The organism is Paenibacillus sp. FSL R7-269 (genome assembly GCF_000517865.1).
Taxonomy (GTDB): Bacteria; Bacillota; Bacilli; order Paenibacillales; family Paenibacillaceae; genus Paenibacillus_AQ.
On the sequence record NZ_ASPS01000001.1, the window covers coordinates 21,053 to 45,745 of the forward strand.

22 protein-coding genes, 1 tRNA gene and 1 riboswitch are annotated in these 24,693 nt (G+C 52.0%); of the genes, 21 read left to right on the plus strand and 2 right to left on the minus strand.

Translation table 11 applies throughout. From position 1 onward, the window contains the following. Positions 1 to 15: 15 nt before the first annotated feature. Positions 16 to 122: riboswitch (TPP riboswitch) on the plus strand. Positions 123 to 273: 151 nt separating this feature from the next. The 12 genes from thiC to C162_RS00200 all read left to right on the plus strand — a co-directional run bounded on the left by thiC (position 274) and on the right by C162_RS00200 (position 11,756). Further along, a complete protein-coding gene (gene thiC, locus C162_RS00145) occupies positions 274 to 1,968 on the plus strand; it encodes a phosphomethylpyrimidine synthase ThiC (RefSeq protein ID WP_036690061.1) in 1,695 nt (564 codons plus the stop codon). A gap of 168 nt (positions 1,969 to 2,136) precedes the next feature. Further along, complete coding sequence (locus C162_RS00150; protein ID WP_036690062.1) at positions 2,137 to 2,364, plus strand: DUF1858 domain-containing protein; 228 nt, start codon at positions 2,137 to 2,139, stop codon at positions 2,362 to 2,364. 14 nt (positions 2,365 to 2,378) lie between these two features. After that, positions 2,379 to 3,641, plus strand: a complete 1,263-nt coding sequence (locus tag C162_RS00155; RefSeq protein WP_036690064.1) for a DUF438 domain-containing protein — start codon at positions 2,379 to 2,381, stop codon at positions 3,639 to 3,641. 275 nt (positions 3,642 to 3,916) lie between these two features. Then, a complete protein-coding gene (locus C162_RS00160) occupies positions 3,917 to 4,867 on the plus strand; it encodes an ROK family glucokinase (protein ID WP_036690067.1) in 951 nt (316 codons plus the stop codon). 45 nt (positions 4,868 to 4,912) lie between these two features. After that, positions 4,913 to 5,812 (plus strand): RNase adapter RapZ, encoded by a 900-nt coding sequence (gene rapZ, locus C162_RS00165; protein ID WP_036690069.1) that lies wholly within the window; start codon positions 4,913 to 4,915, stop codon positions 5,810 to 5,812. Between the two features lie 57 nt (positions 5,813 to 5,869). Continuing rightward, on the plus strand, positions 5,870 to 6,811 hold the full coding sequence (locus C162_RS00170) for a gluconeogenesis factor YvcK family protein (RefSeq protein WP_179090418.1): 942 nt from the start codon (positions 5,870 to 5,872) through the stop codon (positions 6,809 to 6,811). Between the two features lie 18 nt (positions 6,812 to 6,829). Beyond that, positions 6,830 to 7,759 carry a DNA-binding protein WhiA gene (gene whiA / locus C162_RS00175; protein ID WP_036690073.1) on the plus strand — a complete coding sequence of 310 codons (930 nt, stop codon included), beginning with the start codon at positions 6,830 to 6,832 and terminating at the stop codon, positions 7,757 to 7,759. Positions 7,760 to 7,856: 97 nt separating this feature from the next. Next, positions 7,857 to 8,126, plus strand: a complete 270-nt coding sequence (locus tag C162_RS00180; RefSeq protein ID WP_036690075.1) for an HPr family phosphocarrier protein — start codon at positions 7,857 to 7,859, stop codon at positions 8,124 to 8,126. A gap of 77 nt (positions 8,127 to 8,203) precedes the next feature. Further along, the gene (locus C162_RS00185) at positions 8,204 to 8,746 is read left to right on the plus strand and encodes a GNAT family N-acetyltransferase (RefSeq protein ID WP_036690077.1); all 543 of its coding nucleotides are present in this window, start codon (positions 8,204 to 8,206) and stop codon (positions 8,744 to 8,746) included. A 91-nt stretch (positions 8,747 to 8,837) separates the two neighbouring features. Beyond that, positions 8,838 to 9,587: an SIMPL domain-containing protein gene (locus C162_RS00190; RefSeq protein WP_036690079.1), complete on the plus strand. Its 750-nt coding sequence runs from the start codon at positions 8,838 to 8,840 to the stop codon at positions 9,585 to 9,587. A 273-nt stretch (positions 9,588 to 9,860) separates the two neighbouring features. Beyond that, positions 9,861 to 10,964, plus strand: coding sequence for a PdaC/SigV domain-containing protein (locus tag C162_RS00195; protein ID WP_051493100.1), 1,104 nt, complete (start codon positions 9,861 to 9,863; stop codon positions 10,962 to 10,964). A 153-nt stretch (positions 10,965 to 11,117) separates the two neighbouring features. Beyond that, on the plus strand, positions 11,118 to 11,756 hold the full coding sequence (locus C162_RS00200; RefSeq protein WP_036690081.1) for a GDSL-type esterase/lipase family protein: 639 nt from the start codon (positions 11,118 to 11,120) through the stop codon (positions 11,754 to 11,756). Between the two features lie 75 nt (positions 11,757 to 11,831). On the opposite strand, the gene clpP is transcribed toward C162_RS00200, so the two are convergent. Both clpP and C162_RS00210 read right to left on the minus strand, forming a co-directional pair. Then, entirely contained in the window at positions 11,832 to 12,428 is a 597-nt protein-coding gene (clpP, locus tag C162_RS00205) for an ATP-dependent Clp endopeptidase proteolytic subunit ClpP (protein WP_036690083.1), read from the minus strand. A 193-nt stretch (positions 12,429 to 12,621) separates the two neighbouring features. Further along, positions 12,622 to 12,696 (minus strand) — tRNA-Arg (locus C162_RS00210). 292 nt (positions 12,697 to 12,988) lie between these two features. On the opposite strand from C162_RS00210, the gene C162_RS00215 reads away from it, so the two are divergent. From C162_RS00215 to smpB, 9 genes are all read left to right on the plus strand, one after another. After that, positions 12,989 to 14,041 (plus strand): sugar-binding transcriptional regulator, encoded by a 1,053-nt coding sequence (locus tag C162_RS00215; protein WP_036690084.1) that lies wholly within the window; start codon positions 12,989 to 12,991, stop codon positions 14,039 to 14,041. Positions 14,042 to 14,157: 116 nt separating this feature from the next. Then, entirely contained in the window at positions 14,158 to 15,168 is a 1,011-nt protein-coding gene (gene gap / locus C162_RS00220) for a type I glyceraldehyde-3-phosphate dehydrogenase (protein ID WP_036690087.1), read from the plus strand. A 231-nt stretch (positions 15,169 to 15,399) separates the two neighbouring features. After that, positions 15,400 to 16,581 carry a phosphoglycerate kinase gene (locus tag C162_RS00225; protein WP_036690089.1) on the plus strand — a complete coding sequence of 394 codons (1,182 nt, stop codon included), beginning with the start codon at positions 15,400 to 15,402 and terminating at the stop codon, positions 16,579 to 16,581. Positions 16,582 to 16,608: 27 nt separating this feature from the next. Next, positions 16,609 to 17,364, plus strand: a complete 756-nt coding sequence (gene tpiA, locus C162_RS00230; RefSeq protein ID WP_036690091.1) for a triose-phosphate isomerase — start codon at positions 16,609 to 16,611, stop codon at positions 17,362 to 17,364. A gap of 2 nt (positions 17,365 to 17,366) precedes the next feature. Continuing rightward, a complete protein-coding gene (gene gpmI / locus C162_RS00235; RefSeq protein ID WP_036690093.1) occupies positions 17,367 to 18,911 on the plus strand; it encodes a 2,3-bisphosphoglycerate-independent phosphoglycerate mutase in 1,545 nt (514 codons plus the stop codon). Between the two features lie 57 nt (positions 18,912 to 18,968). Next, positions 18,969 to 20,255, plus strand: a complete 1,287-nt coding sequence (gene eno / locus C162_RS00240) for a phosphopyruvate hydratase (protein ID WP_036690094.1) — start codon at positions 18,969 to 18,971, stop codon at positions 20,253 to 20,255. A gap of 222 nt (positions 20,256 to 20,477) precedes the next feature. Beyond that, positions 20,478 to 20,711 (plus strand): preprotein translocase subunit SecG, encoded by a 234-nt coding sequence (gene secG, locus C162_RS00245; RefSeq protein WP_036690096.1) that lies wholly within the window; start codon positions 20,478 to 20,480, stop codon positions 20,709 to 20,711. Between the two features lie 230 nt (positions 20,712 to 20,941). After that, positions 20,942 to 23,869: a ribonuclease R gene (gene rnr, locus C162_RS00250; protein WP_036690098.1), complete on the plus strand. Its 2,928-nt coding sequence runs from the start codon at positions 20,942 to 20,944 to the stop codon at positions 23,867 to 23,869. 177 nt (positions 23,870 to 24,046) lie between these two features. Then, positions 24,047 to 24,526 carry an SsrA-binding protein SmpB gene (gene smpB, locus C162_RS00255; RefSeq protein ID WP_036690100.1) on the plus strand — a complete coding sequence of 160 codons (480 nt, stop codon included), beginning with the start codon at positions 24,047 to 24,049 and terminating at the stop codon, positions 24,524 to 24,526. The last annotated feature ends 167 nt before the right edge of the window (positions 24,527 to 24,693 follow it).

Genomic DNA, 24,693 nt, shown 5'->3' on the forward strand with positions numbered 1-24,693 from the left:
TACTTAATTAGATAAGATACCCACTAGGGGAGCCTGAATAGGCTGAGACGGGAAAATTGAATTTCCGGACCCTTGAACCTGATCTGGATCATACCAGCGTAGGAAAGTGGAGTCGGACCTTTTTTGAGTACAGTCTTATTTGGCTGTTTCTTTAATAAAGCCGCTCCAGGTGGAGCGGCTTTTTGACTTGCAGGAATCTATAGATTCTTCAGCTCAATCTGCTGCGTGACCTCTTATCTGATGAGTGTACAGAGCGAAGAGGAGGAGATTGAAATGACAGGAATGGGTAAAAACGAAGAGGTGGATCTTTCCGGATTCCCCGCAAGCCGTAAAGTGTATGTGGAGGGCTCACGCCCGGATATCCAAGTTCCGATGCGTGAGATCAGCCTTAGCAGAACCGAAGGCGTTGCCGGGGAAGAGGAGAATGCTCCGCTGCGTGTCTATGACACAAGCGGTATTTACACGGATGCCGCGGAAGAGACTGACATTCGGAGGGGGCTGCCGCCGCACCGTTCAAGCTGGATTGCGGAGCGTGGCGATTCGGAGGAATACACCGGAAGAGCCGTCCAGCCGGAGGATAACGGAATCCGCAGACAAGGGGCTGCCGCCGAAGCTTGTCCAGGACTGCGCAGGAATCCCCAGCGGGCCTATACAGGCGGTAATGTAACTCAACTACATTATGCAAGGCAAGGGATTATAACGCCGGAAATGGAGTATATTGCGATCCGCGAGAATACCCGGCCGGAGTTCGTACGGGATGAAGTGGCAGCGGGCCGTGCCATTATCCCGGCCAATATAAATCACCCGGAGAGTGAGCCGATGATTATCGGCCGTAGCTTCCTGGTGAAGATCAATGCGAACATCGGAAATTCTGCGGTCACTTCTTCTATAGAAGAGGAAGTGGAGAAGATGCGGTGGGCGACCCGCTGGGGGGCTGACACCATTATGGATCTCTCCACCGGTTCCAAGATCCATACCACCCGGGAGTGGATTATCCGCAATTCTCCTGTGCCGGTCGGTACAGTGCCCTTATACCAGGCGCTGGAGAAGGTGAACGGCATTGCCGAGGACTTAACCTGGGAGCTCTATCGTGACACGTTGATTGAACAGGCGGAGCAGGGAGTGGATTACTTCACCATTCATGCAGGGGTGCTGCGGCGCTATATTCCGCTGACTGCCCGGAGAATGACTGGCATCGTATCCCGGGGCGGATCGATTATGGCCGCCTGGTGCCTGGCTCATCAGCAGGAGAACTTCCTGTACACACACTTCGAAGATATATGTGAGATTATGAAGACGTATGATGTGGCCTTCTCACTTGGGGATGGCCTGCGTCCCGGCTCAATCGCCGACGCCAATGACGAAGCTCAGTTCGCCGAGCTGGAGACGCTGGGAGAACTGACCCTACTAGCCTGGAAGCACGATGTTCAGGTCATGGTTGAAGGTCCGGGGCATGTGCCGCTGCACAAGATTAAGGAGAATATGGACAAGCAGCTTGAGATTTGCCGGGAAGCTCCTTTCTATACGCTTGGGCCGCTGACTACGGATATTGCACCCGGCTATGATCACATCACTTCGGCCATCGGAGCCGCGATGATCGGGGGGCTCGGCACGGCGATGCTGTGTTACGTTACCCCTAAGGAGCATTTAGGCCTGCCTGACAAGAATGATGTGCGCGAAGGCGTCATTACCTACAAAATTGCTGCACATGCTGCAGACCTTGCCAAGGGACATCCGGGAGCGCAGGACCGTGACGATGCGCTGTCCAAGGCGCGGTTCGAGTTCCGCTGGCGCGACCAGTTCCATCTTTCCCTCGACCCGGAAAGAGCGCTCGCGTATCATGACGAGACCCTGCCGGCGGAGGGGGCGAAGCAGGCGCATTTCTGTTCGATGTGTGGTCCTAAGTTCTGCAGCATGTGGATTTCGCATGATATCCGTAATTCCCATAGATGGAGCAAATCACTCTAACTTAGCTGCTAATACAGCGGAATCGTAACATTCTCAGGCTATCTCCCAAGCTGAAAGGCTTGCGGGGATAGTCTTTTTATAGTTAGTGATTACAATCACAATTCACCTCTGTACCCTATGCTAAGCTATTGCCTGAGAAGAATTCTCATTAGTGAGGTGTGCAAAAGGATGAGCAAAGCGTTGAAGCTGGATGAATCGGTCTTTGAGCTGGTAACTAGGCACCCGGAAATTGTTGAGATCATGGTGGAGCTGGGTTTTCGTGATATTGCAAAGCCTGGAATGCTGCAGACTGCAGGACGATTCATGACCCTGTCCAAAGGAATGAAATTAAAGAAAATAGAGCTAGAAACCGTTCGGCTGGCCTTTCAGCAGCATGGTTTCGAGATTATAGAATAGAAGGAGAGATTACGATGAGCGAACTGATTAATAACCGCGAGGTCGATATTCCGGAACAGACACGCCGCCAGGCTATGCTGAGAGAGATCATCAAGGAGCTGCATGCGGGCAAAAGCGTGGAGGAGGTTAAGGCACGATTTGAAGAGGCGGTAGGCGATGTTACGGTGGAGGAAATCTCCGCCATGGAGCACTCCCTAATGACCGAGGAAGGCATTCCGGTAGAGGAAGTACAGCGCCTCTGCTCCGTGCATACGGCGATTTTCAAAGGCTCGATTGAACAAATTCACCGTTCTTCTAAGCCCGAGGAGCAGCCCGGTCATCCCGTGCATACGTTCAAGCTGGAGAACCGCGAGATCGAGCGTCTGGTCAACTTCCGGCTGGAGCTGCATGCGGATAAGTTCAAGAAGAACGCCAGCGATGAGATTATTTTCAAACTGCTGGAGGACCTGAGTCTGCTGCTGGATCTCGACAAGCACTACAGCCGCAAGGAGAATCTCCTGTTCCCTTACCTGGAGAAGTACGGTATATACGGTCCTACGAAGGTAATGTGGGGAGTCGATGACGGAATCCGCAATATGATCAAGGAAGCCAAGAAGGCGCTTAGCGCCTATAACGGGGACAGCGGGCAGATTACAGCCGCACTTGAAGAGATTATTAAGGAAGTCAATGAAATGATCTTCAAGGAAGAGAATATTCTGCTACCGATGGCGCTGGATAAGCTGACTGAGGATGAGTGGGTCAAAATCGCCCGCGAAAGCGATGAAATCGGCTTCTGCCTGACTGCGCCGGATCAGGAATGGGTACCGGAACGTGCGGCGGAGCCTGAGGGCGCTGATGTTCCGGCGGAAGAAGGGGAAGGTCTGTCCCCCCAGGGCTTCATCCGGTTCGAGACCGGGCTGTTGTCGCTCCACCAGCTTGAGACGCTGATGAATCATCTGCCGGTGGATCTCACCTTTATCGATGAGAACGATGTCGTCCGCTACTTCTCGCATGGCAAGGAACGGATCTTCGCCCGGACGAAGGCTGTCATCGGCCGCACCGTGCAGAACTGCCATCCGCCGCAAAGCGTGCATGTTGTTGAGAAGCTGCTGGCGGATTTCAAGGCCGGAGTGAAGGATGCTGAGGATTTCTGGATTAACATCAAGGATAAATTCATCTATATCCGTTATTTCGCCGTGCGGGATGCAGACGGCCGTTATATGGGGACGCTGGAATTCACCCAGAATATCGCACCGATCCGTGCCCTTGAGGGCCAGAAGCGGATTTTGTCGGAATAGCAGTAATACGTCCGGTGCCTTACAATAGAAGAGAATGAACGGACTTTCTTGCCTGCCTGGTGAGAAAGTCTTTTTGTTAAAAAATAAGAATTTATATGTTTTGGGGTTATGTTATGCGGGTTGCCGCCGGGCTGAAGCTGCCAGTGAGCGTTCCGGCCAGCTTCCTCAAGCCCATTGCCCCGGGTGTATCGCCTTTCCTTGACCGCAGGGGAGGCTTCTATTATAGTGGGTACGTAGGATTAACTATTTTAGCATAGAAAAAGGTGGCTTGTAACATGTCTGAACATATCTACGTTGGCGTGGATTTAGGTGGTACCACGATTAAGGTTGGAATCTGTAATGCCGAGGGAAGCCTGCTGCACACTTACGAAGGTCCGACAGGGACTGCGGATGGCGTCGATGCTGTCATCGATAATATCGAGAAGTATGTACGCCAGATTGTGGAGGACTCTCCGTACTCCTGGGACCAGTTGGCTGGTGTGGGTGCGGGACTGGCCGGATTTACGAATATTCGTGAAGGTATCATCATCCTTGCGCCCAACATAGGATTTAGAGATGTGCCGATCCGCTCCATTCTGGAGGGTCGTCTGAACAAGCCAGTCAAAATAGACAATGATGCTAACGTGGCTGCACTGGGCGAAGCCTGGAGCGGTGCAGGGCGCGGCATAGAGAATTGTGTCTGCTATACGCTCGGTACGGGTGTCGGCGGCGGTATTATTATTAATGGTAAGGTGTATCAGGGCTTTGCCGGTCTTGCCGGCGAGCTGGGACATATCTCTGTGGTGCCCGATCTGGAAGCGATCCAGTGCGGCTGCGGGAACATGGGCTGTTTGGAAACCGTTTCCTCAGCGACAGGCATTATCCGCATGGCGAATGATGCTGTAGCACGCGGGGACCGGACCTCCTTGTCCACCGTTGAAAAAATCGCTGCGAAGGAAGTATTCGATGCCGCTAAGGCAGGCGATGAGGCTGCGCTGCGTATTGTGAACCGGGCGGCCTTCTACCTGGGCAAATCGATGGCTTCCGTTGCAGCGGTTCTGAACCCAGAAGTATTCATCGTCGGTGGCGGAGTCTCCAAGGCAGGCGATATTCTGTTCGATGAAGTCCGCCGGGTGTTCGCTAAGCTGGCGCCTGCCCCTCTGCAGACCGGTGTTACGATTGTACCTGCAGCACTTGGCAATGATGCCGGTATTATTGGTGCAGCAGGGCTGCTGCTGCGTTCTTAAAAGACTGGAATTATTCATATACTAATTATAGGGAGGGATGCTGTAATGACTGACCTCGAGCAAACCCTGCCCGCCCATGCCACCCTGATTATCATTACAGGCATGTCGGGTGCGGGCAAGACGATTGCCGTGCAGAGCCTGGAGGATCTGGGGTTCTTCTGCGTGGACAATCTACCGCCTGTGCTAATCCCGAAATTCGCTGAGCTGATTGAGCAGTCCAAAGGTAAAATCGCCAAGGTCGCGCTGGTCATCGACCTCAGGGGGCGGGAATTCTTCACCGCCTTGTCGGAGTCTTTGGCCTATATCAAGGACGAGTCAACGATCGGGTGTGAGATCCTTTTCCTGGATGCCACAGATTCAGTGCTTGTACAGCGTTACAAGGAGAGCCGGAGGCATCATCCGCTTGCTCCCAAGGGCATGCCGCTGGACGGCATCCGCATGGAGCGCCAGATGCTGGAGGAACTGAAGAATTCAGCTACTCTGTGTCTGGATACCAGCAGCATGAAGCCGGTGCAGCTCAAAGAAAAAATAGTGTCACGCTTCTCCCACCTCGGGAAAAGCACCCTCTCGGTTAACATTACTTCGTTTGGATTCAAGTATGGAATTCCGATTGATGCTGACCTGGTGTTCGACGTCCGCTTCCTGCCTAATCCACATTATGTGGATCAGCTGCGGCCTAAGACAGGCCAAGACAACGAGGTGTACGACTATGTAATGAAATGGCCTGAAACGCAAGAATTTCTGACCAAGCTGCTAGATATGCTTCAATTCCTTATTCCGCAATACCGCAAGGAAGGCAAATCCCAGATTATTATCGGCATCGGCTGTACAGGCGGCAAACACCGCTCGGTAGCCATCGCCGAATACCTGGGCAAAATGCTGGGAGTTAGCGAGACGGAAGCGGTAGCAGTCAGCCATCGGGACTCCGAACGCGACCGGCATTGATGAGAGAAGGGATGATTAGTGGCTGAAGAACAAGGACAGCGTCCGAAGATCGTCGTGATGGGCGGCGGGACCGGACTCTCCGTGATGCTCCGGGGGCTGAAAGAGAAGCCGCTGGATATCACGGCGATCGTAACTGTCGCAGATGACGGGGGAAGCTCCGGGATTCTGCGCAGTGAGCTGCAGATGCCGCCGCCCGGGGATATCCGCAACGTACTTACAGCTATGGCTGACGTTGAGCCTCTGATGGCGCAGATTATGAAGTACCGCTTCAGCAGCGGAGAAGGCTTAGCCGGACATAGCCTGGGCAATTTGATTCTGGCTGCACTGACCGACATCTCTGGGGATTTCGTTACAGCAGTCCGGGAGCTGAGCCGGCTGTTCGCCGTTCGCGGCCGGGTGCTGCCTGCGGCCGGAGAGGCGGTAATCCTGCATGCCGAGATGGCGGATGGGACGCTGATTACCGGCGAATCCAAAATTCCGGAGGCAGGCGGCGTCATTAAGCGCGTGTTCCTGGAGCCTGTGGATGTAGAGCCGCTGCCGGAGGCGCTGGAGGCTATCCGCAACGCAGATGCTATTCTGCTTGGTCCGGGCAGTCTGTACACCAGCATTCTGCCGAATCTGCTGGTGCCGAAGCTGGCAGAGGCCGTAGTGGCTTCAGAGGCGATTAAGATTTTTGTATGCAATGTGATGACCCAGCCGGGCGAAACGGATAATTATACAGTTAATGACCATCTTCAGGCCGTATATGACCACATCGGGCTGCATCTGTTCGATTATGTAATCGTGAATGACGGGGAGATCCCGGAGCAGGTTCAGCTTAAATACGCCGAGAAGGGCGCCCGCCCGGTGCAGCTTGACCGTGAGGCTGTGGATGGCAACGGGTATAAGGTGATTGCCGACAAGCTGGTATTATTCAAAACCTATTTGCGGCATGATACAGATAAGCTCAGTCACCATATTTTCCAGCTGGTGAAGGATTGGATTGACAGAAAGAGTTAAATGAAAGAGGTGAGCCCCTTGTCTTTTGCGGCCCTTACCAAAAAAGAGCTGACGATGGTCGAGAGCCCGCCCTGCTGCGAGAAAGCGGAAATGTCAGCGCTGATCCGAATGAACGGTTCGGTGCAGCTTTCAAGCAAAAAGGTGGTTCTCGACATTTCGACGGAGAACGCCGCGATTGCAAGGCGGGTATATTCTTTGCTTAAGAAATATTACCAGGTCCATATCGAGCTGCTCGTGCGTAAAAAAATGCGTTTGAAGAAGAATAACGTCTATATTGTAAGAATTCCGAACCAGGTCCAGGAGATCCTTAAGGATCTGCGGATTGTCTCTGAAGGTTTTATTTTCACGGATGGGATTGATGAGGAGATTGTCGGCAAGAATTGCTGCAAGCGTGCCTATCTGCGCGGAGCCTTCATGGCAGGCGGTTCAGTCAATAACCCGGAGGGCTCTTCGTACCACTTGGAAATCGCTTCCATGTATGAGGAGCACTGCAAGGCGCTCGTTGAGCTGGCTGGTGAATTTCACCTGAATGCCCGCTGTATAGAACGCAAAAAAGGCTTCATCCTATACATCAAGGAAGGCGAGAAGATCATCGAGTTCCTCAGTCTGATCGGCGCTCATCAGGCGCTGTTCAAATTCGAGGATGTGCGGATCATGCGCGATATGCGCAACTCGGTCAACCGGATTGTGAACTGCGAAACGGCCAATCTGAATAAGACGATCAGTGCGGCGGTACGCCAGATTGAGAACATCAAGCTGCTGCAGCGCGAGGTGGGTCTGGAAAGTTTGCCGGATAAGCTGCGGGAGGTTGCCGAGATCAGATTGGCTCACCCGGATATTAACCTCAAGGAAGTCGGGGATATGCTGGGCGGGACGGTCAGTAAATCGGGTGTTAACCACCGTTTGCGCAAAATTGATGAGCTGGCGGACAAGGTCCGCGGCGGCTGATTATTTTTTTTCTAGTGCGGTATGCGTTATAATGATATAATATTATAAAATTAATGTGAAATTTTTGGGCAGATCTCAAATAGGGGGTAAGCGTTTCATGACAAAGCACCCGGTAGTTGTTCGGTTGAAGACGGGGCTCCATGCTCGGCCGGCAGCATTGTTTGTGCAAGAAGCTAATAAGTTTTCGTCGGAGATTTTCGTGGAAAAAGACGATAAAAAAGTGAACGCCAAGAGTATCATGGGCATTATGAGCCTTGCGATCAGTTCCGGTACGGAGATTCATATCAGCGCAGATGGTGCAGACGCGGAACAGGCTGTAACCGCTTTGACCAGTCTGGTAAGCAAGGAAGAGCTTGAGAATCAATAAATGCTACATGGTCTTACCAAAAGCCCCTTAGGGGCTTTTTTTCATATCAGCTATACTGGATAAGGCGGGGGATAGGAATGCAGATTCAAGGCAATGAAGTATCATTAGTGGAACCTGCTGAGATGTTCAGAGAGTCGTATTTAGCCTTTTATAAGGAGTGGAAGGCCAGCGGTGAGCCATTTGTCCCCTGGGTAACAGAGATGGACCCGGCTGACTTTGGCGGTATGATTCAGGCTCTTCGCGGGTATGCCCATGGTGCAGAAATCCCGGACGGGTGGGTGAGTAGTTCAACCTTCTGGCTGGTGACTACGGACAAGCGGGTAGTGGGAGCTGTGAACATCAGGCATCGGCTGACGGAGAGGCTGCTCCATTCTGGCGGGCATATCGGTTATGGCATCGTCCCCTCTGCACGCAGACAGGGCTATGCAAGTGAGCTTCTGAAACAGGCTCTCCTGAAGGCAGGTGAACTGGGTATTGAGCAGGCACTCGTGGTCTGTGACGCCGTCAACACCGCATCGGAACGGACAATCCGCAGGAATGGCGGTATCGAGGATAGCGAATATATAGAGGAGGACGGAAATGTCATCCGCCGCTTCTGGATCGGGACGGGGAGCAAATAAAAAAATATCGTACATTGCTCATGCAACTTTTACCATGCTGTCCCGTCTAGAGGGTACTAACACTTAAACGAATCGAAAGGGGATGGCAAGCATGAGAAAATGGGGTAAATCGATTGGAGCAGTATTGCTGGCAGGGAGCTTGATGATTGGAGGAATGGGGTTGAGCGGAGTGCTAAAGGGTCCTGAAAAGGCTTACGCTGATGAGGTGCAGAAGAATATTGTGAACGTGGTGGGCAAAGGCGAGCTGTCGATCAAACCGGATATCGCGTATCTCTCCATCGGGGTAACGACAACTGCCGAAACCGCGCAGGAAGCACAGAAGGGCACAGCCGCGAAGGTCTCCAAGCTGACCGCCTTGTTCAAGACCACTTGGGGCATTGCGGACAAGGACATTCAGAGCACCCAGTTCTACGTACAGCCTAACTACACTTACAGCGAGAAAGACGGCCAGAAGGTAAAAGGCTATAACGCCCAGCATACCCTGGAGGTCGCTTACCGGGATCTGACAAAGGTTGGACAATTGCTGGACGCTGCCTCGGCGGCTGGAGCGAACAACATCGGCAATGTGCGGTTTGCCATTGAAGATCCATCGGCTTTTGAAGCACAGGTAATCGAGAAGGCTATGCAGAATGCAGATGTCAAAGCAGCGGCTATTGCCAAAGCAGCCAAACGCGGACTGGGCCAGGTAGTCACAGTCGTTCAGAGTGATGACGGGAATAACCCGGTGGTCTACGCTGAAGCAGCGCAAAAGATGGCAATGGATTCTGCTGCCGGAAGCTCCGTTGAACCCGGGCAGGTCAAGGTCACTACCCAATTGAATGTAACATATGAACTGAAATAAACGTTTCGCAAGAGGCGCTTGCTCTGCTGTTATAGCGGGGCAGGCGCTTTTATATAATTATATGAATGTATATATATGCACATATGCGCTATCGAAAGCTCTCAATTTGTTTAAATTGAGGTAACAGGATCTTTAGATAATCATGGCAAACCTTAAGAAACTGTAAAGCGGATTGTAACAATCCCCGCGTATTCTTTAACTATAATAGGAACAGTGATACTGAGGAACACACATCATGACTAATCATACCACTAGGTGGAAGGGGAAATAACAATGAGTACGAACTCTAAGAAATACATCCGCAGATGGGGTGCAGGAATGCTCGCAGCAGGAATTCTGCTGGGCGGAACAGGAATCCTCAATGCAGATATTACGGAGGCCGCTCCGGCAACCGTTCAGGCCAAAGCCAAATCCTCCTCTGTAGTGCTCAAGGTAAACGGTAAAAGCACAGCCCTAACGGGCCTGCTCCAGGAAGGAAAGGTATGGGTGCCGGTAACCTTCCTGCGCGATGCGCTGGGGATGCCGCTATCTTATGATAAAGCAGGGAAGACCTACACGATCGGTACCGGTGCTGCGCAAACGAAGCTGGTACTTTCAGAATATGGAATCGCTATTAAGGTGAACAATTATTACATCAATGAATATGACGTCAAACAACAGAACAACCGGCTGTACGTCCCGTCTCAGCTCATTAACGATTACCTGGGCTATAAGGTGGACTGGAACGCGGCAGCAGGACAGCTGAATCTGACGAAAAGAACGCAGAATGCGATAACTATCAAGACTGTGAGCTATGTGAAGGATCATAAGGATGCGCCTGTCCGGCTGGATTATCCGCAGGTCAGCGGTCTGGCAAGTGCAGAGGCTGAGAAGGCAATCAATGATACGATTAAGCAGACCGTTCTGAAATTCGCAGCCGAATCTGAGGATGTAATTTCCAAGCGCCAGAAGGATGAACAGCCGTATGAATTTGAAGGCGGCTATGTAGTCACCTACAATCAGGATGGCGTACTTAGTCTGGTGACTAATCAGTACGAATATACCGGCGGTGCTCACGGGATGACGTACCGCAATGCCTTCACCTTCTCGCTCAAAGACGGCAAACGCCTGCTGCTGGGCGACCTGTTCGGGGCCAACCCCAATTACAAGAAGCAGCTTAACAGCAAGTTGACTACTGAGCTCAAGGCTCATGGAGGCTATCTGGGCGGGTTCACCGGCCTGAATACCGAGAAGTATTTCTATTTAAAAGATGGAAAAGCGGTGCTCTTCTTCCAGTTGTATGAATATACCGTCTATGCTGCAGGCTTCCCGGAATTCGACTTCAGCTTCAAGGAACTTCTGCCTGACGGTAGCAGTCCGTTCACAGCGCTGAAATAATAGATCTTCATAAGAATGCTCTTGTGTCTCCTCCGGGAGACGCAGGGGCATTCTCCATGTGCAGTGCCTAATCAGCCTGCCCTGCCGTTACCACTTTACCCGGATAGTCATAAGCTATAGAAGGCAAGCAGCTTATAACGGGGAGGTAAGGTTATGGTCTATGCGTATACGGCTATCGGAGATTCACTCACAACCGGCTTCGGGGCGCTGCCCGGGAACGGGTTTGTCCCCATCTATCGTCGGATGGCAGAAGGGAGGCTGGGCACGCCAGTGGCGCCGGCGAATCTTGGCGTCAACGGTCTGACCACCGGGGGGCTGAAGCAACGGCTGAGGACCTCTAATGTCTACCGGGCAGCAGTGAAGGATGCGCAGATCATTACGATGTCCATTGGCGGCAATGACTTGATTAAGGCAGCCCGGGCAGCGGGGCCCAGGCCCGGTGAATTCCAGGGCTTGCTTCAGCAGGCGCTCCGGGATTGCAAGCACAATTACAGCGACATCATGGGCACCCTTACACAGCTCAAGGCTGGTACGCGTAGCCCCTATATCATCCGATTGGTAGGCCTCTATAACCCATATCCCCAGGTGGATGAAGCAACAGAGTGGGTGCGGGAGTTCAACCGCTATGCCGCAGGCTATAGCAGTAATAATGTAGGTTTTGCTTCGATATATCATGAATTTGCCGGTAATGAGCGGGGGCTGCTGTTCCTGGACCATATCCACCCGAACGGCAGAGGCTACCGCGTAATCGCAGGCAAGCTGGATGCCCTGGGGTACGGGGGCTTAAGGTAGGCATGAAGAAAGAGGCTGTAACATGACCGGACCGGTCTGTTACAGCCTCTTGGTGTATTCATTGGGATAGATTACTTATACGCCTGTCGGCAAAGTCTTCTCAATTACCTTGTCCACGATACCATATTCGGCAGCGTCTGCAGCACTCATGAAGTAATCGCGGTCGGTATCCTTCTCGATCTTCTCCAGCGGCTGGCCTGTACGCTCGGACAGGATGCGGTTCAGCTTCTCACGCAGCTTGATGATGCGGCGGGCGCGGATCTCGATATCCGAAGCCTGGCCCTGGGCACCGCCTAGCGGCTGGTGAATCATGATCTCGCTGTTCGGCAGGGCGAAACGCTTGCCCTTGGCACCGGCGTTCAGCAGGAATGCTCCCATAGAAGCGGCCATACCTACACAGATGGTAGATACATCCGGCTTAATGTATTGCATTGTATCAAAGATTGCCATACCCGCTGTGATGGAACCGCCTGGGCTGTTCACATACAGGTGAATATCCTTATCCGGGTCCTCGGCAGCCAGGAAGAGCATTTGTGCGATGATGGAATTGGCTACCACGTCATTAACCTCCGTTCCAAGGAAAATGATGCGGTCCTTCAGCAGGCGGGAATAGATGTCATAAGCGCGCTCACCGCGGTTGCTCTGTTCTACTACCATAGGAATATAACTCACGTGGAAAACCTCCTTGAAATTGGTGCTTCGAATGTGTTCATTGTTTACTGTTACCGTAATAACCACATGATAAACAAATTCAAACAAAAAGTCAAAGAAAGTCAAACTTACTTTCAAAAAAAAGAGCCCTCAAGCGGCTCATTGGTTAAAAATAATATATCCGGCACTAAATTATGTACAAGCTTGAAAATAATGGCGCGCCCGCCAAGAATCGAACTTGGATCTCAGGCTTCGGAGGCCTACGTCATATCCATTGGACCACGGGCGCAACAGAAATTATTATAATACACATCTCGGATAAAAGCAATGTGTATTAAGCATGCTGCTTAAAAATAGTTTTGTCCGTTTTCATTAAGAGAGCCGGAGATACGCCTCCTGCCTGCTGTGCGCCGGACAAGCCCATGTATAAGATGAAAGCGGGCTGAGAATTATAGTCTCGGAACACTTGCACTCGGCGTCAGTTTTGGGTAGAATATGGGTGGGACTTAAAAAGTTAACCCGGGACATTTTGAGACCACGAACAAGGGATAAGAGAAAGACGAAGTTGCAGGAGTGAAAGCATGCGTAATTTATTGGAAATCCAAAAGCAGCTTCTGCCTGATCTCATGGAAACCCTTAAGAGACGGTATACGATTCTACATCAGATCATGCTGTCAGATATTATTGGGCGCAGGACGTTAGCCGCATCGCTTGATATGACTGAGCGGGTGCTGCGCGCCGAGACGGATCTTCTGAAATCGCAGGGGCTCATTGAGATCGAGAGCGTCGGTATGCGCATTAGCGATGCCGGTCGCGGACTGCTTGACCTGCTGGAGCCGATCGCCAAGAGCCTATTCGGCCTGGATGATCTGGAAGAGAAAATTCGTACTACGTACGGTCTCACCAAAGTCATTGTGGTGCCTGGCGATTGTGAGACATCGCCCTTCACCAAGCGTGAACTGGGGCGCGCAGGCTCCAAGGCACTGCTCAGCGTACTGCGCAGTGACGACACGATTGCCGTCACAGGCGGATCAACCCTGGCCGAGATGGCCGATCAGCTGACCCCGCCGCTATCCCTTTCCTATAAGAACGCCTGGGTTGTTCCGGCGCGCGGAGGACTGGGAGAGAGCATGGAGATACAGGCCAACACCATAGCTTCAACCATGGCCAAACGGATTGGCGCCAATTACCGTCTGCTGCATGTGCCCGATCTGCTTAGCGGAGACGCCTATCAGTCGCTTGCGCAGGACTCTAATATTGGAGAGATTGTACAAATTATCCGCAGATCGCGTATTATTGTACATGGAATAGGTGATGCCATTGAAATGACCCACCGCCGCAAGCTGGACTCCGGGACAATCTCAGAGATTCAGGGCGAGGGTGCTGTAGCCGAGTCCTTCGGATACTATTTCAATGAGGACGGCGAAGTGGTTCACACTATGCTGACCATGGGGCTGCGCCTGGAAGACATTATCCGAACCGAAGTCGTTATCGGCATTGCCGGAGGCAAACGCAAGGCGAAGGCTATTCATGCGATGCTGCGGTTCGGGCAAGAGGATATTCTCGTCATCGACGAGGCGGCGGCTGTCGAAATTGGCAAGGAAATCGACACACAGCTACAAAAGGTCCTATAGATTCCATTAAATGGGGCGCGCGCAAAGGGTTTATGCATTATACTTAACATTGTTGTCTTGACGAGCCTCACGGCCTGTCTTGAATAAATAAAACGAACTCTAGGAGGAACTATTCAATGAGTGTAAAAGTTGGTATTAACGGTTTTGGACGTATTGGACGCCTTGCATTCCGCCGTATTCAAAATGTAGAAGGTATCGAAGTGGTAGCAATCAATGACTTGACTGACGCTAAGATGCTTGCTCATTTGCTTAAATATGATACAACTCAAGGTAAATTCCAAGGCGATGTTGAAGTGCATGACGGCTTCTTCAAAGTTAACGGTAAAGATGTTAAGGTTCTGGCGAACCGCAACCCTGAAGAACTTCCTTGGGGAGAGCTTGGCGTTGATATCGTTCTGGAATGTACTGGTTTCTTCACAACTAAAGAAGCCGCTGAGAAGCACCTGAAAGGCGGAGCTAAGAAAGTAGTTATTTCCGCTCCTGCTACAGGCGACATGAAAACTGTTGTGTACAACGTTAACGATGACATCCTTGACGGTTCCGAAACAGTAATCTCCGGTGCATCTTGCACAACGAACTGCCTGGCTCCTATGGCCAAAGTCCTGAACGACAAGTTCGGTATCATCGAAGGTCTGATGACTACTATCCACGCTTACACAGGTGACCAGAATACTCTTGATGCTCCACACGCAAAAGGCGACTTCAGACGCGCCCGCGCTGCTGCTGAGAACATCATCCCTAACACTACCGGTGCTGCTAAAGCCATCGGCCTGGTTATTCCAGAACTGAAGGGCAAACTTGACGGTGCAGCACAACGTGTGCCTGTAGCTACAGGTTCCCTGACTGAGCTGGTTACTGTTCTGGACAAGAGCGTAACCGTTGAAGAAATCAATGCAGCCATGAAAGAAGCTTCTGACCCAGAAACTTATGGCTACACTGAAGATGAAATCGTATCTTCCGACATCAAGGGTATGACTTTCGGTTCCCTGTTCGATGCAACTCAGACTAAAGTACTGACTGTTGGCGACAAACAGCTGGTTAAAACTGTTGCTTGGTATGACAATGAAATGTCCTATACTGCACAGCTGGTTCGTACTTTGGAGAAATTCGCTAAGCTTGCTAAATAAGACCGATTTCATATAAGCAGTACAATAGAGCGGAAACAAGGAAAGTCTGTTTCCGCTCTTTCTAAAAATATAAGACTTTATAGGCTGGTCGCTATAAAGTATCCTTCTATTTCTCGCTGAAACGGTACCGTCCTAAAGAGGACGGTAAAGGTCGTTTCAACTTGATGAACTGGATTCGTGTGAAATGGCTTTGTGAAGGAACCAATTTTGGGTGTGGAGGAAATGTTAATCATGAACAAAAAAAGTGTCCGTGATGTAGAAGTAAAAGGCAAACGCGTATTCGTGCGTGTAGATTTCAATGTGCCAGTGGAAGACGGCAAGATCACTGATGATACCCGTATCCGCGAAACCCTTCCAACAATTAAATACCTGATTGAGAACGGTGCAAAGGTCATTCTGGCCAGCCATATGGGCCGTCCTAAAGGCGAATTCGTCGATTCCATGCGGTTGACTTCCGCTGCAGTCCGTTTGTCTGAATTGCTCGGCAAACCGGTAGCCAAGGCTGATGAGGCCATCGGCGAAGCGGTAAAAGCGAAAATTGCTGAACTGAACGATGGCGATGTGCTTGTGCTTGAGAATGTCCGTTTCTACAAAGGCGAAGAGAAGAATGATCCTGAACTGGCTAAGCAGTTCGCTGAACTGGCTGACCTGTTCGTCAATGACGCATTCGGCGCAGCTCACCGTGCCCATGCTTCGACAGAAGGAATCGCTCACTTCCTGCCTGCAGTATCCGGTCTTCTGATGGAGAAGGAATTGTCCGTCCTCGGCAAGGCTCTTTCTAACCCGGAACGTCCTTTCACTGCCATCATCGGCGGTTCCAAGGTTAAAGACAAGATTGACGTTATCGACAACCTGCTGAATCTGGCTGACAATGTACTGATTGGCGGCGGCCTCTCTTACACGTTCACCAAGGCTCAAGGTTTCGAAATCGGTAAATCCCTGGTAGACAACGACAAGATTGATGCAGCACTTGGATTCATTGAGAAGGCCAAGAAGCTGGGCAAGAACTTCGTGCTTCCGGTTGACGTTGTAGTCGCTGACAAGTTCGGTGCAGATGCCAACACCAAGATTGTAGATGTAACCGAGATTCCTGCAGACTGGGAAGGTCTGGACATCGGTCCTAAGACTCGTGAAATCTATGCCGATATTATCAAAAACTCCAAGCTGGTTGTATGGAATGGACCTATGGGCGTATTTGAAATCGATAAATTTGCTGAAGGTACTATTGCCGTAGCTCAGGCTTGTGCAACTACTGAAGGCTACACAGTTATCGGCGGCGGAGATTCCGCAGCAGCTGCTGAGAAATTCCACCTCGCAGACCAGATGGATCACATCTCCACTGGCGGCGGCGCATCGCTCGAGTTCATGGAAGGCAAGGCTCTTCCAGGTGTAGAAGCACTGAACGACAAGTAATACCGAAGAGGGAGGCAATACATCACTATGAGTAGAACACCTATTATTGCAGGCAACTGGAAAATGTTCAAAACCGTTCCGGAAGCTGAAGGCTTCATCGCTGAAATTAAAGGCCAGGCAGAAGTGGCAGGTGTAGAGACTGTTATCTGCGCGCCATTCACTAACCTGCCAGCACTGGTTGCAGCGGTACAAGGCACCACCATCAAGATTGGTGCACAGAACCTGCACTTTGAAGATAACGGCGCTTATACAGGTGAGATCAGCGGCGTAATGCTGAAGGATCTTGGTGTAGAGTATGTTATTATCGGTCACTCCGAACGCCGTGCTTATTTCGGTGAGACGGACGAAATCGTCAACAAAAAAATGCATGCGGCATTCCGTCACGGCATTACTCCAATTGTCTGCGTAGGCGAAAAGCTTGAAGAGCGTGAAGCTGATCAGACTAAGGACGTATGTAAGGTTCAGACTGAAGCGGCATTTGCCGGTCTTAGCGCAGAGCAGGCAGCAAGCGTAGTTATCGCTTACGAGCCAATCTGGGCGATTGGTACAGGTAAATCCTCCACTTCCCAGGACGCCAATGAAGTTATTGCTTATATCCGTACCCTTGTTAAAGGTCTGTACGATGAAGCAACCGCTGAAGCAGTACGTATCCAATACGGCGGCAGCGTGAAGCCTGAGAATGTAACGGAGTACATGAGTCAAAGCGACATCGACGGCGCTCTTGTCGGCGGTGCCAGCCTGCAGCCTGCTTCCTTCGTTTCACTCGTTGAGGGGGCGAAGTAAGAATGTCAGCTCCAAGACCTGTAGCACTGATTATCATGGACGGCTTCGGACTGCGGAACACGGATGAAGGCAACGCTGTTGCCCAAGCCAACAAGCCGAACTACGACCGTTACCTGAAGCAATATCCGAATACTACGCTTACCGCTTGCGGCGAAGCTGTAGGTCTGCCGGAAGGCCAAATGGGTAACTCTGAAGTAGGACACCTTAACATTGGTGCCGGCCGGATTGTATACCAGGACCTGACCCGTATCGACAAGTCGATACGCGACGGAGAATTCTTTGAGAACGAAACGCTGGTGGCTGCTGTAAGAAGCGCTAAATCAACCGGCAAAAAGCTTCACCTCTATGCCCTGGTATCCGATGGCGGCGTACACAGCCACATCAATCACCTGTTCGCCATGCTCGATCTGGCCAAAAAAGAAGATCTGCATGAAGTCTATATTCATGCCTTCATGGATGGCCGTGACGTACCTCCCGACAGTGGACAGAAGTTCATTCAGGATCTGGTCGCCAAGATTGAAGAGGTTGGCGTAGGAACGATTGCTACGGTATCCGGACGCTATTTCGCGATGGACCGTGACAAACGCTGGGACCGTGTAGAGAAGGCTTACCGTGCAATGGTATATGGCGAAGGCCCTAAATATACCGATGCCCTTCAGGCCATCACTGCATCCTACCAGAATTCTGTGTTCGATGAATTCGTGGAGCCAAGTGTAGTTGTGGACAGCCAGAACAACCCGGTAGCGACAGTGGAGAGCGGCGATTCTGTCATTTTCCTTAACTTCCGTCCTGACCGTGCGATCCAGCTGTCACAAGTGTTCACAAACTCGGATTTCCGCGGCTTCGACCGTGGTCCTAAGTTCCCGCAAGGCCTGCACTTCGTATGCCTGACTACCTTCAGTGAGACCGTTCAAGGCTTCGTGGCGTACTCCCCGAAGAACCTGGACAACACGCTCGGTGAAGTGCTGGTTCAGCAGAACAAGAAGCAGCTGCGTATTGCGGAGACAGAGAAGTATCCGCATGTGACCTTCTTCTTCAGCGGCGGACGCGACGAGGAGCTTCCTGGTGAGACCCGCATCCTGATCAACTCGCCCAAAGTGGCAACCTATGATCTGCAGCCTGAGATGAGCGCATACGAAGTGGCGGCGGCCTGCGTAGCGGAGATCGAAGCGGATAGACAAGATGCCATTATCCTGAACTTTGCTAACCCTGATATGGTAGGACACTCCGGCATGCTGGAGCCTACGATTAAGGCAGTTGAAGTTACGGACGAGTGCGTAGGCAAAGTTGTGGATGCTGTGGTTGCCAAGGGCGGCGTTGCTATTATCATTGCCGACCACGGGAATGCGGATATGGTATTCGATGAGAACGGACGTCCGTTCACAGCCCATACCACCAACCCGGTTCCATTCATCGTTACCACTGAAGATGTAGTTCTGCGTGAAGCTGGTATTCTCGCAGATGTGGCACCGACGATCCTGGATCTGATGGGACTTCCGCAGCCTGCGGAAATGACCGGACAATCCATGATTGCCAGCCGCAAATAAGCAAGACATCTGTTTTTGTAAACCCAAAACCATTGTATAAAAGGAGATTAAACTTACATGACTATTATTTCTGATGTGTATGCACGCGAAGTCCTTGACTCCCGTGGTAACCCTACTGTAGAGGTTGACGTATATCTGGAGTCCGGTGCAAAAGGCCGCGCTATCGTTCCTTCCGGCGCTTCCACTGGTGCTCATGAAGCTGTAGAGCTTCGTGACGGCGACAAATCCCGTTACATGGGTAAAGGCGTTCTGAAAGCTGTTGAGAACGTAAACGAAATTATCGCTCCAGAAGTAATCGGGATGGACGCTCTTGACCAAGTGGGCATCGACAAGCTGATGATCACTTTGGACGGAACTCACAACAAAGGTAAGCTGGGCGCTAACGCAATCCTGGCTGTATCCATGGCCGTAGCACGCGCTGCTGCAACTGCTCTGGACATTCCTTTGTATGTATACCTGGGCGGATTCAACGCCAAGACTCTTCCAGTACCAATGATGAACATCATCAACGGTGGTGAGCATGCCGATAACAACATCGACGTTCAAGAGTTCATGGTTCTTCCAGTAGGGGCTTCAAGCTTCAAGGAAGCTCTGCGTACAGGTGCGGAAATCTTCCACAACCTGAAATCCGTACTGCAATCCAAAGGCCTGAACACAGCTGTTGGCGACGAAGGCGGTTTCGCACCGAACCTGGGTTCCAATGAAGAAGCGATCACTACAATCATCGAAGCTATCGAAAAAGCCGGTTACAAGCCAGGCGTTGACGTATTCCTCGGTATGGACGTAGCTTCCACTGAGTTCTACAAAGATGGTAAATACACACTTGCAGGCGAAGGTAAATCTTACACTTCCGCTGAGTATGTTGACCTGCTTGCTTCATGGGTTGAGAAGTACCCAATCATCACAATCGAAGACGGTATGTCCGAAGATGACTGGGATGGCTGGAAATTGCTTACTGAAAAATTGGGCGATAAAGTCCAGCTGGTTGGTGACGACCTGTTCGTTACGAACACTGAGCGTCTGGCAACAGGTATCGAAAAAGGTATCGGTAACTCCATCCTGGTTAAGGTTAACCAGATTGGTACACTGACTGAAACCTTCGATGCGATTGAAATGGCGAAACGTGCCGGTTACACAGCTGTAATCTCCCACCGTTCCGGTGAGTCCGAAGACAGCACTATCGCTGACATCGCTGTAGCAACCAACGCTGGCCAGATCAAGACTGGTGCTCCTTCCCGTACAGACCGTGTGGCTAAATACAACCAACTGCTTCGCATCGAAGACGAGCTGGGTGAATTGGCTCAATACAATGGCCTGAAATCCTTCTACAACCTCAAAAGATAATTTCTTTTGAATCAATGAGCCTGCCGGTTTCCGGCAGGCTTTTTTGTTGCTTCTACCTGCGATAGATGGCAATAATGAGATTTTCATAGTGAGATAGGGCGTGAATGCCGTCTGGAAGGTTGTATTCATTCTGTGGCTATGATAAAATAAAAATGCTGTTTATGAAACGGAAATTCTAATTTAGCATAGATAGTGATGCTTGGACGTAGGAGGTGGAAGTGAATGGATATCTTTTTGAAAGTGGTGCTTCTGATTTTTGCCGTAGGTCTGATTGCGGTCGTTCTTCTGCAAAAAGGGAAAAGTGCAGGTCTTTCCGGTGCCATCTCCGGCGGTGCCGAGCATCTCTTCGGTAAAACAAAGGCACGCGGTATGGAGCTTGTGCTGCAGCGTGTAACAGTTGGTCTGGCAGCTGGATTCTTCATCATGTCAATTGTTGTTGCCATTGTTGTTGAATAACGGGTCTATAGTAAGCCTTCGCTCTGTTCTTAATGGAATAGACGGGGGCTTTTTTGTATGGAGATATAAAATTGTGAACATCATAACAGGGATGCCCGGGATTGATTTCGTGTATACTAGGGTATGAAGTATATAAAGGTAAATTTTACTTGAAATGATTACTGTGCAATAGGACAAGGCATACAGTATGCCGATGCATAGGAATGCAGCAGGAGGCTGAGGTGACGAACATGATAACACAGGAAATCTTACTTGATTTCATGCGGGAGACCGCTTATAAACCACTAACTTATGAAGAACTGGTGAGCCATTTCGCCGTGGAGGATAGTGCCGATTTCAAAGCCTTTGAGGCTCTATTAATTGACCTGGAAAAGGACGGCCGGATCATTTTGACCCGGAGCAGCCGCTATGGTGTGCCTGAGCGGATGGATTTGCTGCGCGGACGGCTGCAGGTACATGCGAAGGGCTTTGCTTTTCTGATTCCCGATAACCGGGAGCACCCGGATGTGTATATCCACGCGAACGATCTGAAGGGTGCAATGAACGGCGATATCGTCTTGATCCGTATTACCTCGAAGAGCCCGTCCGGCGGGCGCATGGAAGGCGAAGTGGAACGGATTCTGATCAGAGGCGTGTCGCAGACGGTGGGTGTCTTCCAGAGCCTGGAGACCTATGGCTTCGTGCTGCCTGACGATAAGCGGATTAACCGGGATATTTTCATCCCCAGGGAGTCTTTCAAGGGTGCGGTTGACGGGGAAAAGGTGGTTGTCCGCATTGTAAACTATCCGGAGGGCCGTGCTGCGGCTGAGGGCGAGATCATTGAGATCCTTGGCCATAAGGATGATCCGGGCGTGGATATTCTGTCGGTGATCCGTAAGCATCAGCTTCCGGAGGCTTTTCCGGCTGAGGTGATGACGGAAGCAGAGCAGGCGCCGGATTCGATCACAGATGAAGAGATTATCGAGCAGGGGCGGCGTGATCTGCGCGGGCTCAATATCGTAACGATTGACGGCGCGGATGCCAAGGATCTGGATGATGCGGTCAACGTAGAGCGTCTGGAGAATGGTCATTATAAGCTGGGCGTTCATATTGCTGACGTAGGCTATTATGTGCGTGAAGGCTCTGAGCTAGACAAGGAAGCCTATGACCGCGGTTGTAGTGTGTACCTGGTGGACCGTGTCATTCCGATGCTTCCGCACCGGCTGTCGAACGGTATCTGCAGCTTGAATCCGCAGGTTGACCGTCTGACGATGTCCTGTGAAATGGAATTTGACGAGCAGATGAAGGTCGTGAAGCACGATGTCTTCACCAGTGTCATCCGCACGAAGGAGAGAATGACCTACTCTGACGTACGGAAGATTGTCGAGGATGAAGATCCTGAGCTGCTGGAGCGTTATGCTCCGCTAATCGGGGATTTCCGGCTGATGAAGGTGCTGGCGATGAAGCTGCGCGATGCCCGGATGCGGCGCGGGGCGGTGGATTTCGATTTTGAAGAGAGCAAAATTATTGTAGATGAGGCCGGTAAGGCTATCGATATTGTAAAACGTGAACGCTCTGTGGCAGAGCAGATTATTGAAGAGTTCATGCTGGTCGCTAATGAGACGGTGGCAGAACATTTCCACTGGCTGAAGGTTCCGTTCCTGTACCGGATTCATGAAGACCCGGACCCGGAGAAGCTGCAGAACTTCATGGCTTTTGCGGCTAACTTCGGTTACCACGTGAAGGGCCGTGGGAATTCGGTTCACCCGCGTGCGCTCCAGGATCTGCTGGAGCAGATTCAGGGAACGAAGGAGCAGACGGTGATCAGCACGATGATGCTGCGCTCCATGAAGCAGGCGAAGTATGATGCCGAGAGTACCGGGCACTTCGGGCTGGCAGCGGAGTTCTATTCCCACTTCACCTCACCGATCCGCCGTTATCCCGATCTGGTCATTCACCGCGTTATGCGTGAGGTCCTTGAGAATGGAGGAGCGCTGAGCGAGAAGCGCCACGAATACCTGGCCTCCCGGATGCCGGATATTGCCCAGCAGTCCTCGGAGCGTGAGCGTGTAGCTGTTGAAGCCGAGCGAGATACCGAGCAGCTGAAGAAAGCGGAGTTCATGCAGGACAAGGTCGGCGAGGAATTCGAAGCCATGATCAGCAGCGTGACCAGCTTCGGGATGTTCATTGAGCTGGATAATACGGTCGAAGGTCTCATTCGCCTCAGTGCGCTGACGGATGATTACTACCACTTCGATGAAGCTCATATGGCGCTGATCGGCGAGCGTACCTCCAAGGTCTTCCGCATCGGCGATGAAGTGAAGATCCGCGTGGCCAAGGTCAATATGGATGACCACACCATTGACTTCGAGCTGGTTGATATGAAGCCGCGCGCGGCGGGAGATCACCGGAGCTACGGTGGACGGGGCGGCAAAGGCGGCCGTCCGGACGCTGGAGGCATCAGCAAGCCGTTCGCCGGTAAGGCTGGAGGCGGCAAGGGGCGTGGCGGTAAAGGCAAGCCCGGCAGTGCTGCTGCCGGAGGCAAGAACGGCGCCGGCAAGAAGAAGGGCGGCGCGGGTTCAGGGGGCAGCTTCGGCGCTGCCGGTAAGGGCAAGGGCGGTGCGGCCGATGGCTTCGGCGGCGCTGTAGCCGAGCCACGCCCGGATGGAGCGGCGGCGTGGGACATCGCCGGCGCAGCAGGCAGCGGCCGCAAGCGTGGCCGCGGGCCGGAAGCGGCAGCACGGCGCGGTCTTGCCGCCGCAGGCGCAGCAGGCGGGGCGAAGGCGGACCGCCGGGGCGAAGCCGGCGGGTCTGGCGCTCCGCGCGAGGGCGGTAGAGGCCGCGGCGCGGAGGCCGGTGGCGGTGCCGGGGGACGCGGCATCGCGTTCGGCTTTGGCTCGGGCAAGGGCGGCTACGGCGCGCCGAGCGGTGGCGGGTCTGAGCAGGCGGGCGGTGAGCTGCGCGGCGTAGACGCGGGCACACGGTTCCGCAGCCGCGAGGACCTCGGGGCCGAAGGGCGCGGTGCAGCGCCGGAGGGCAAGGGCCGCCGCAAGAAGAAAGGCGGCGTGTTCATTAGCCCCTCCGTGACGCCAGGCAACGGGGAGTCCGCAGGCCAGGCAGGTGCTGACACTGGCGAGAAGAGCGGGCGCCGTAAGCGTAAGAAGAAACCTAAGGCGTAGGCTGAACGATATGAGGCACTGTTCCTTTAGGGGAACAGTGCTTTTTAATAAGAATTTGGCTTCATACAACCGCAGCATAGAGCGATCCTTCCTTGCGCTGGCAGCTCCGCTTTTGATACAATATAGACCTGGTGTCCGTGAAGGATTGCCGGGAATTCGATTCAAGGAGTGACGCTCATGGGTAAAAAAGCAGACGGGAAAGTGCTCGCCCAGAACAAAAAAGCTTCCCATGACTATTTTATTGAGGACACCTACGAAGCTGGTTTGGTTCTTACAGGAACAGAGATCAAATCGCTGCGTAATGGCCGCGCCAACATAGGGGATGCGTTCGCTACGATCCGCAATGGCGAGATTCATATCCACAACATGCATATCAGTCCTTTTGAACAGGGCAACCGCGCCAATCCTACCGACCCTACGCGTACACGTAAGCTGCTTATGCATAAGGAGCAGATACACAAGCTGCTGGGCTCGTCCAAACGGGATGGCTTCACCATTGTGCCGCTTAAGATATATGTGCGTAATGGCTATGCCAAGCTGCTGATTGGTCTGGGTAAAGGTAAGAAAGAATACGACAAACGGGATTCCGCCGCGAAGCGTGACGCACAGCGTGATATCCAGCGCGTGCTGCGCGACAAACAGAAGGTAGCCAGATAGACGGACTGCTGCACCTGCGCGAAGTGGTTCCAGATTCAACCTTCAATTCCTTTAACCCGCGTGTTAAAGTGTTGATAAATGTGCTATACTAGGTAAGTAGATTTTTTGCTTCTGAACAGCCATCTTAAGTCAGATCGCTGTGTACCGGATCAGCATTTGTGCTTGTG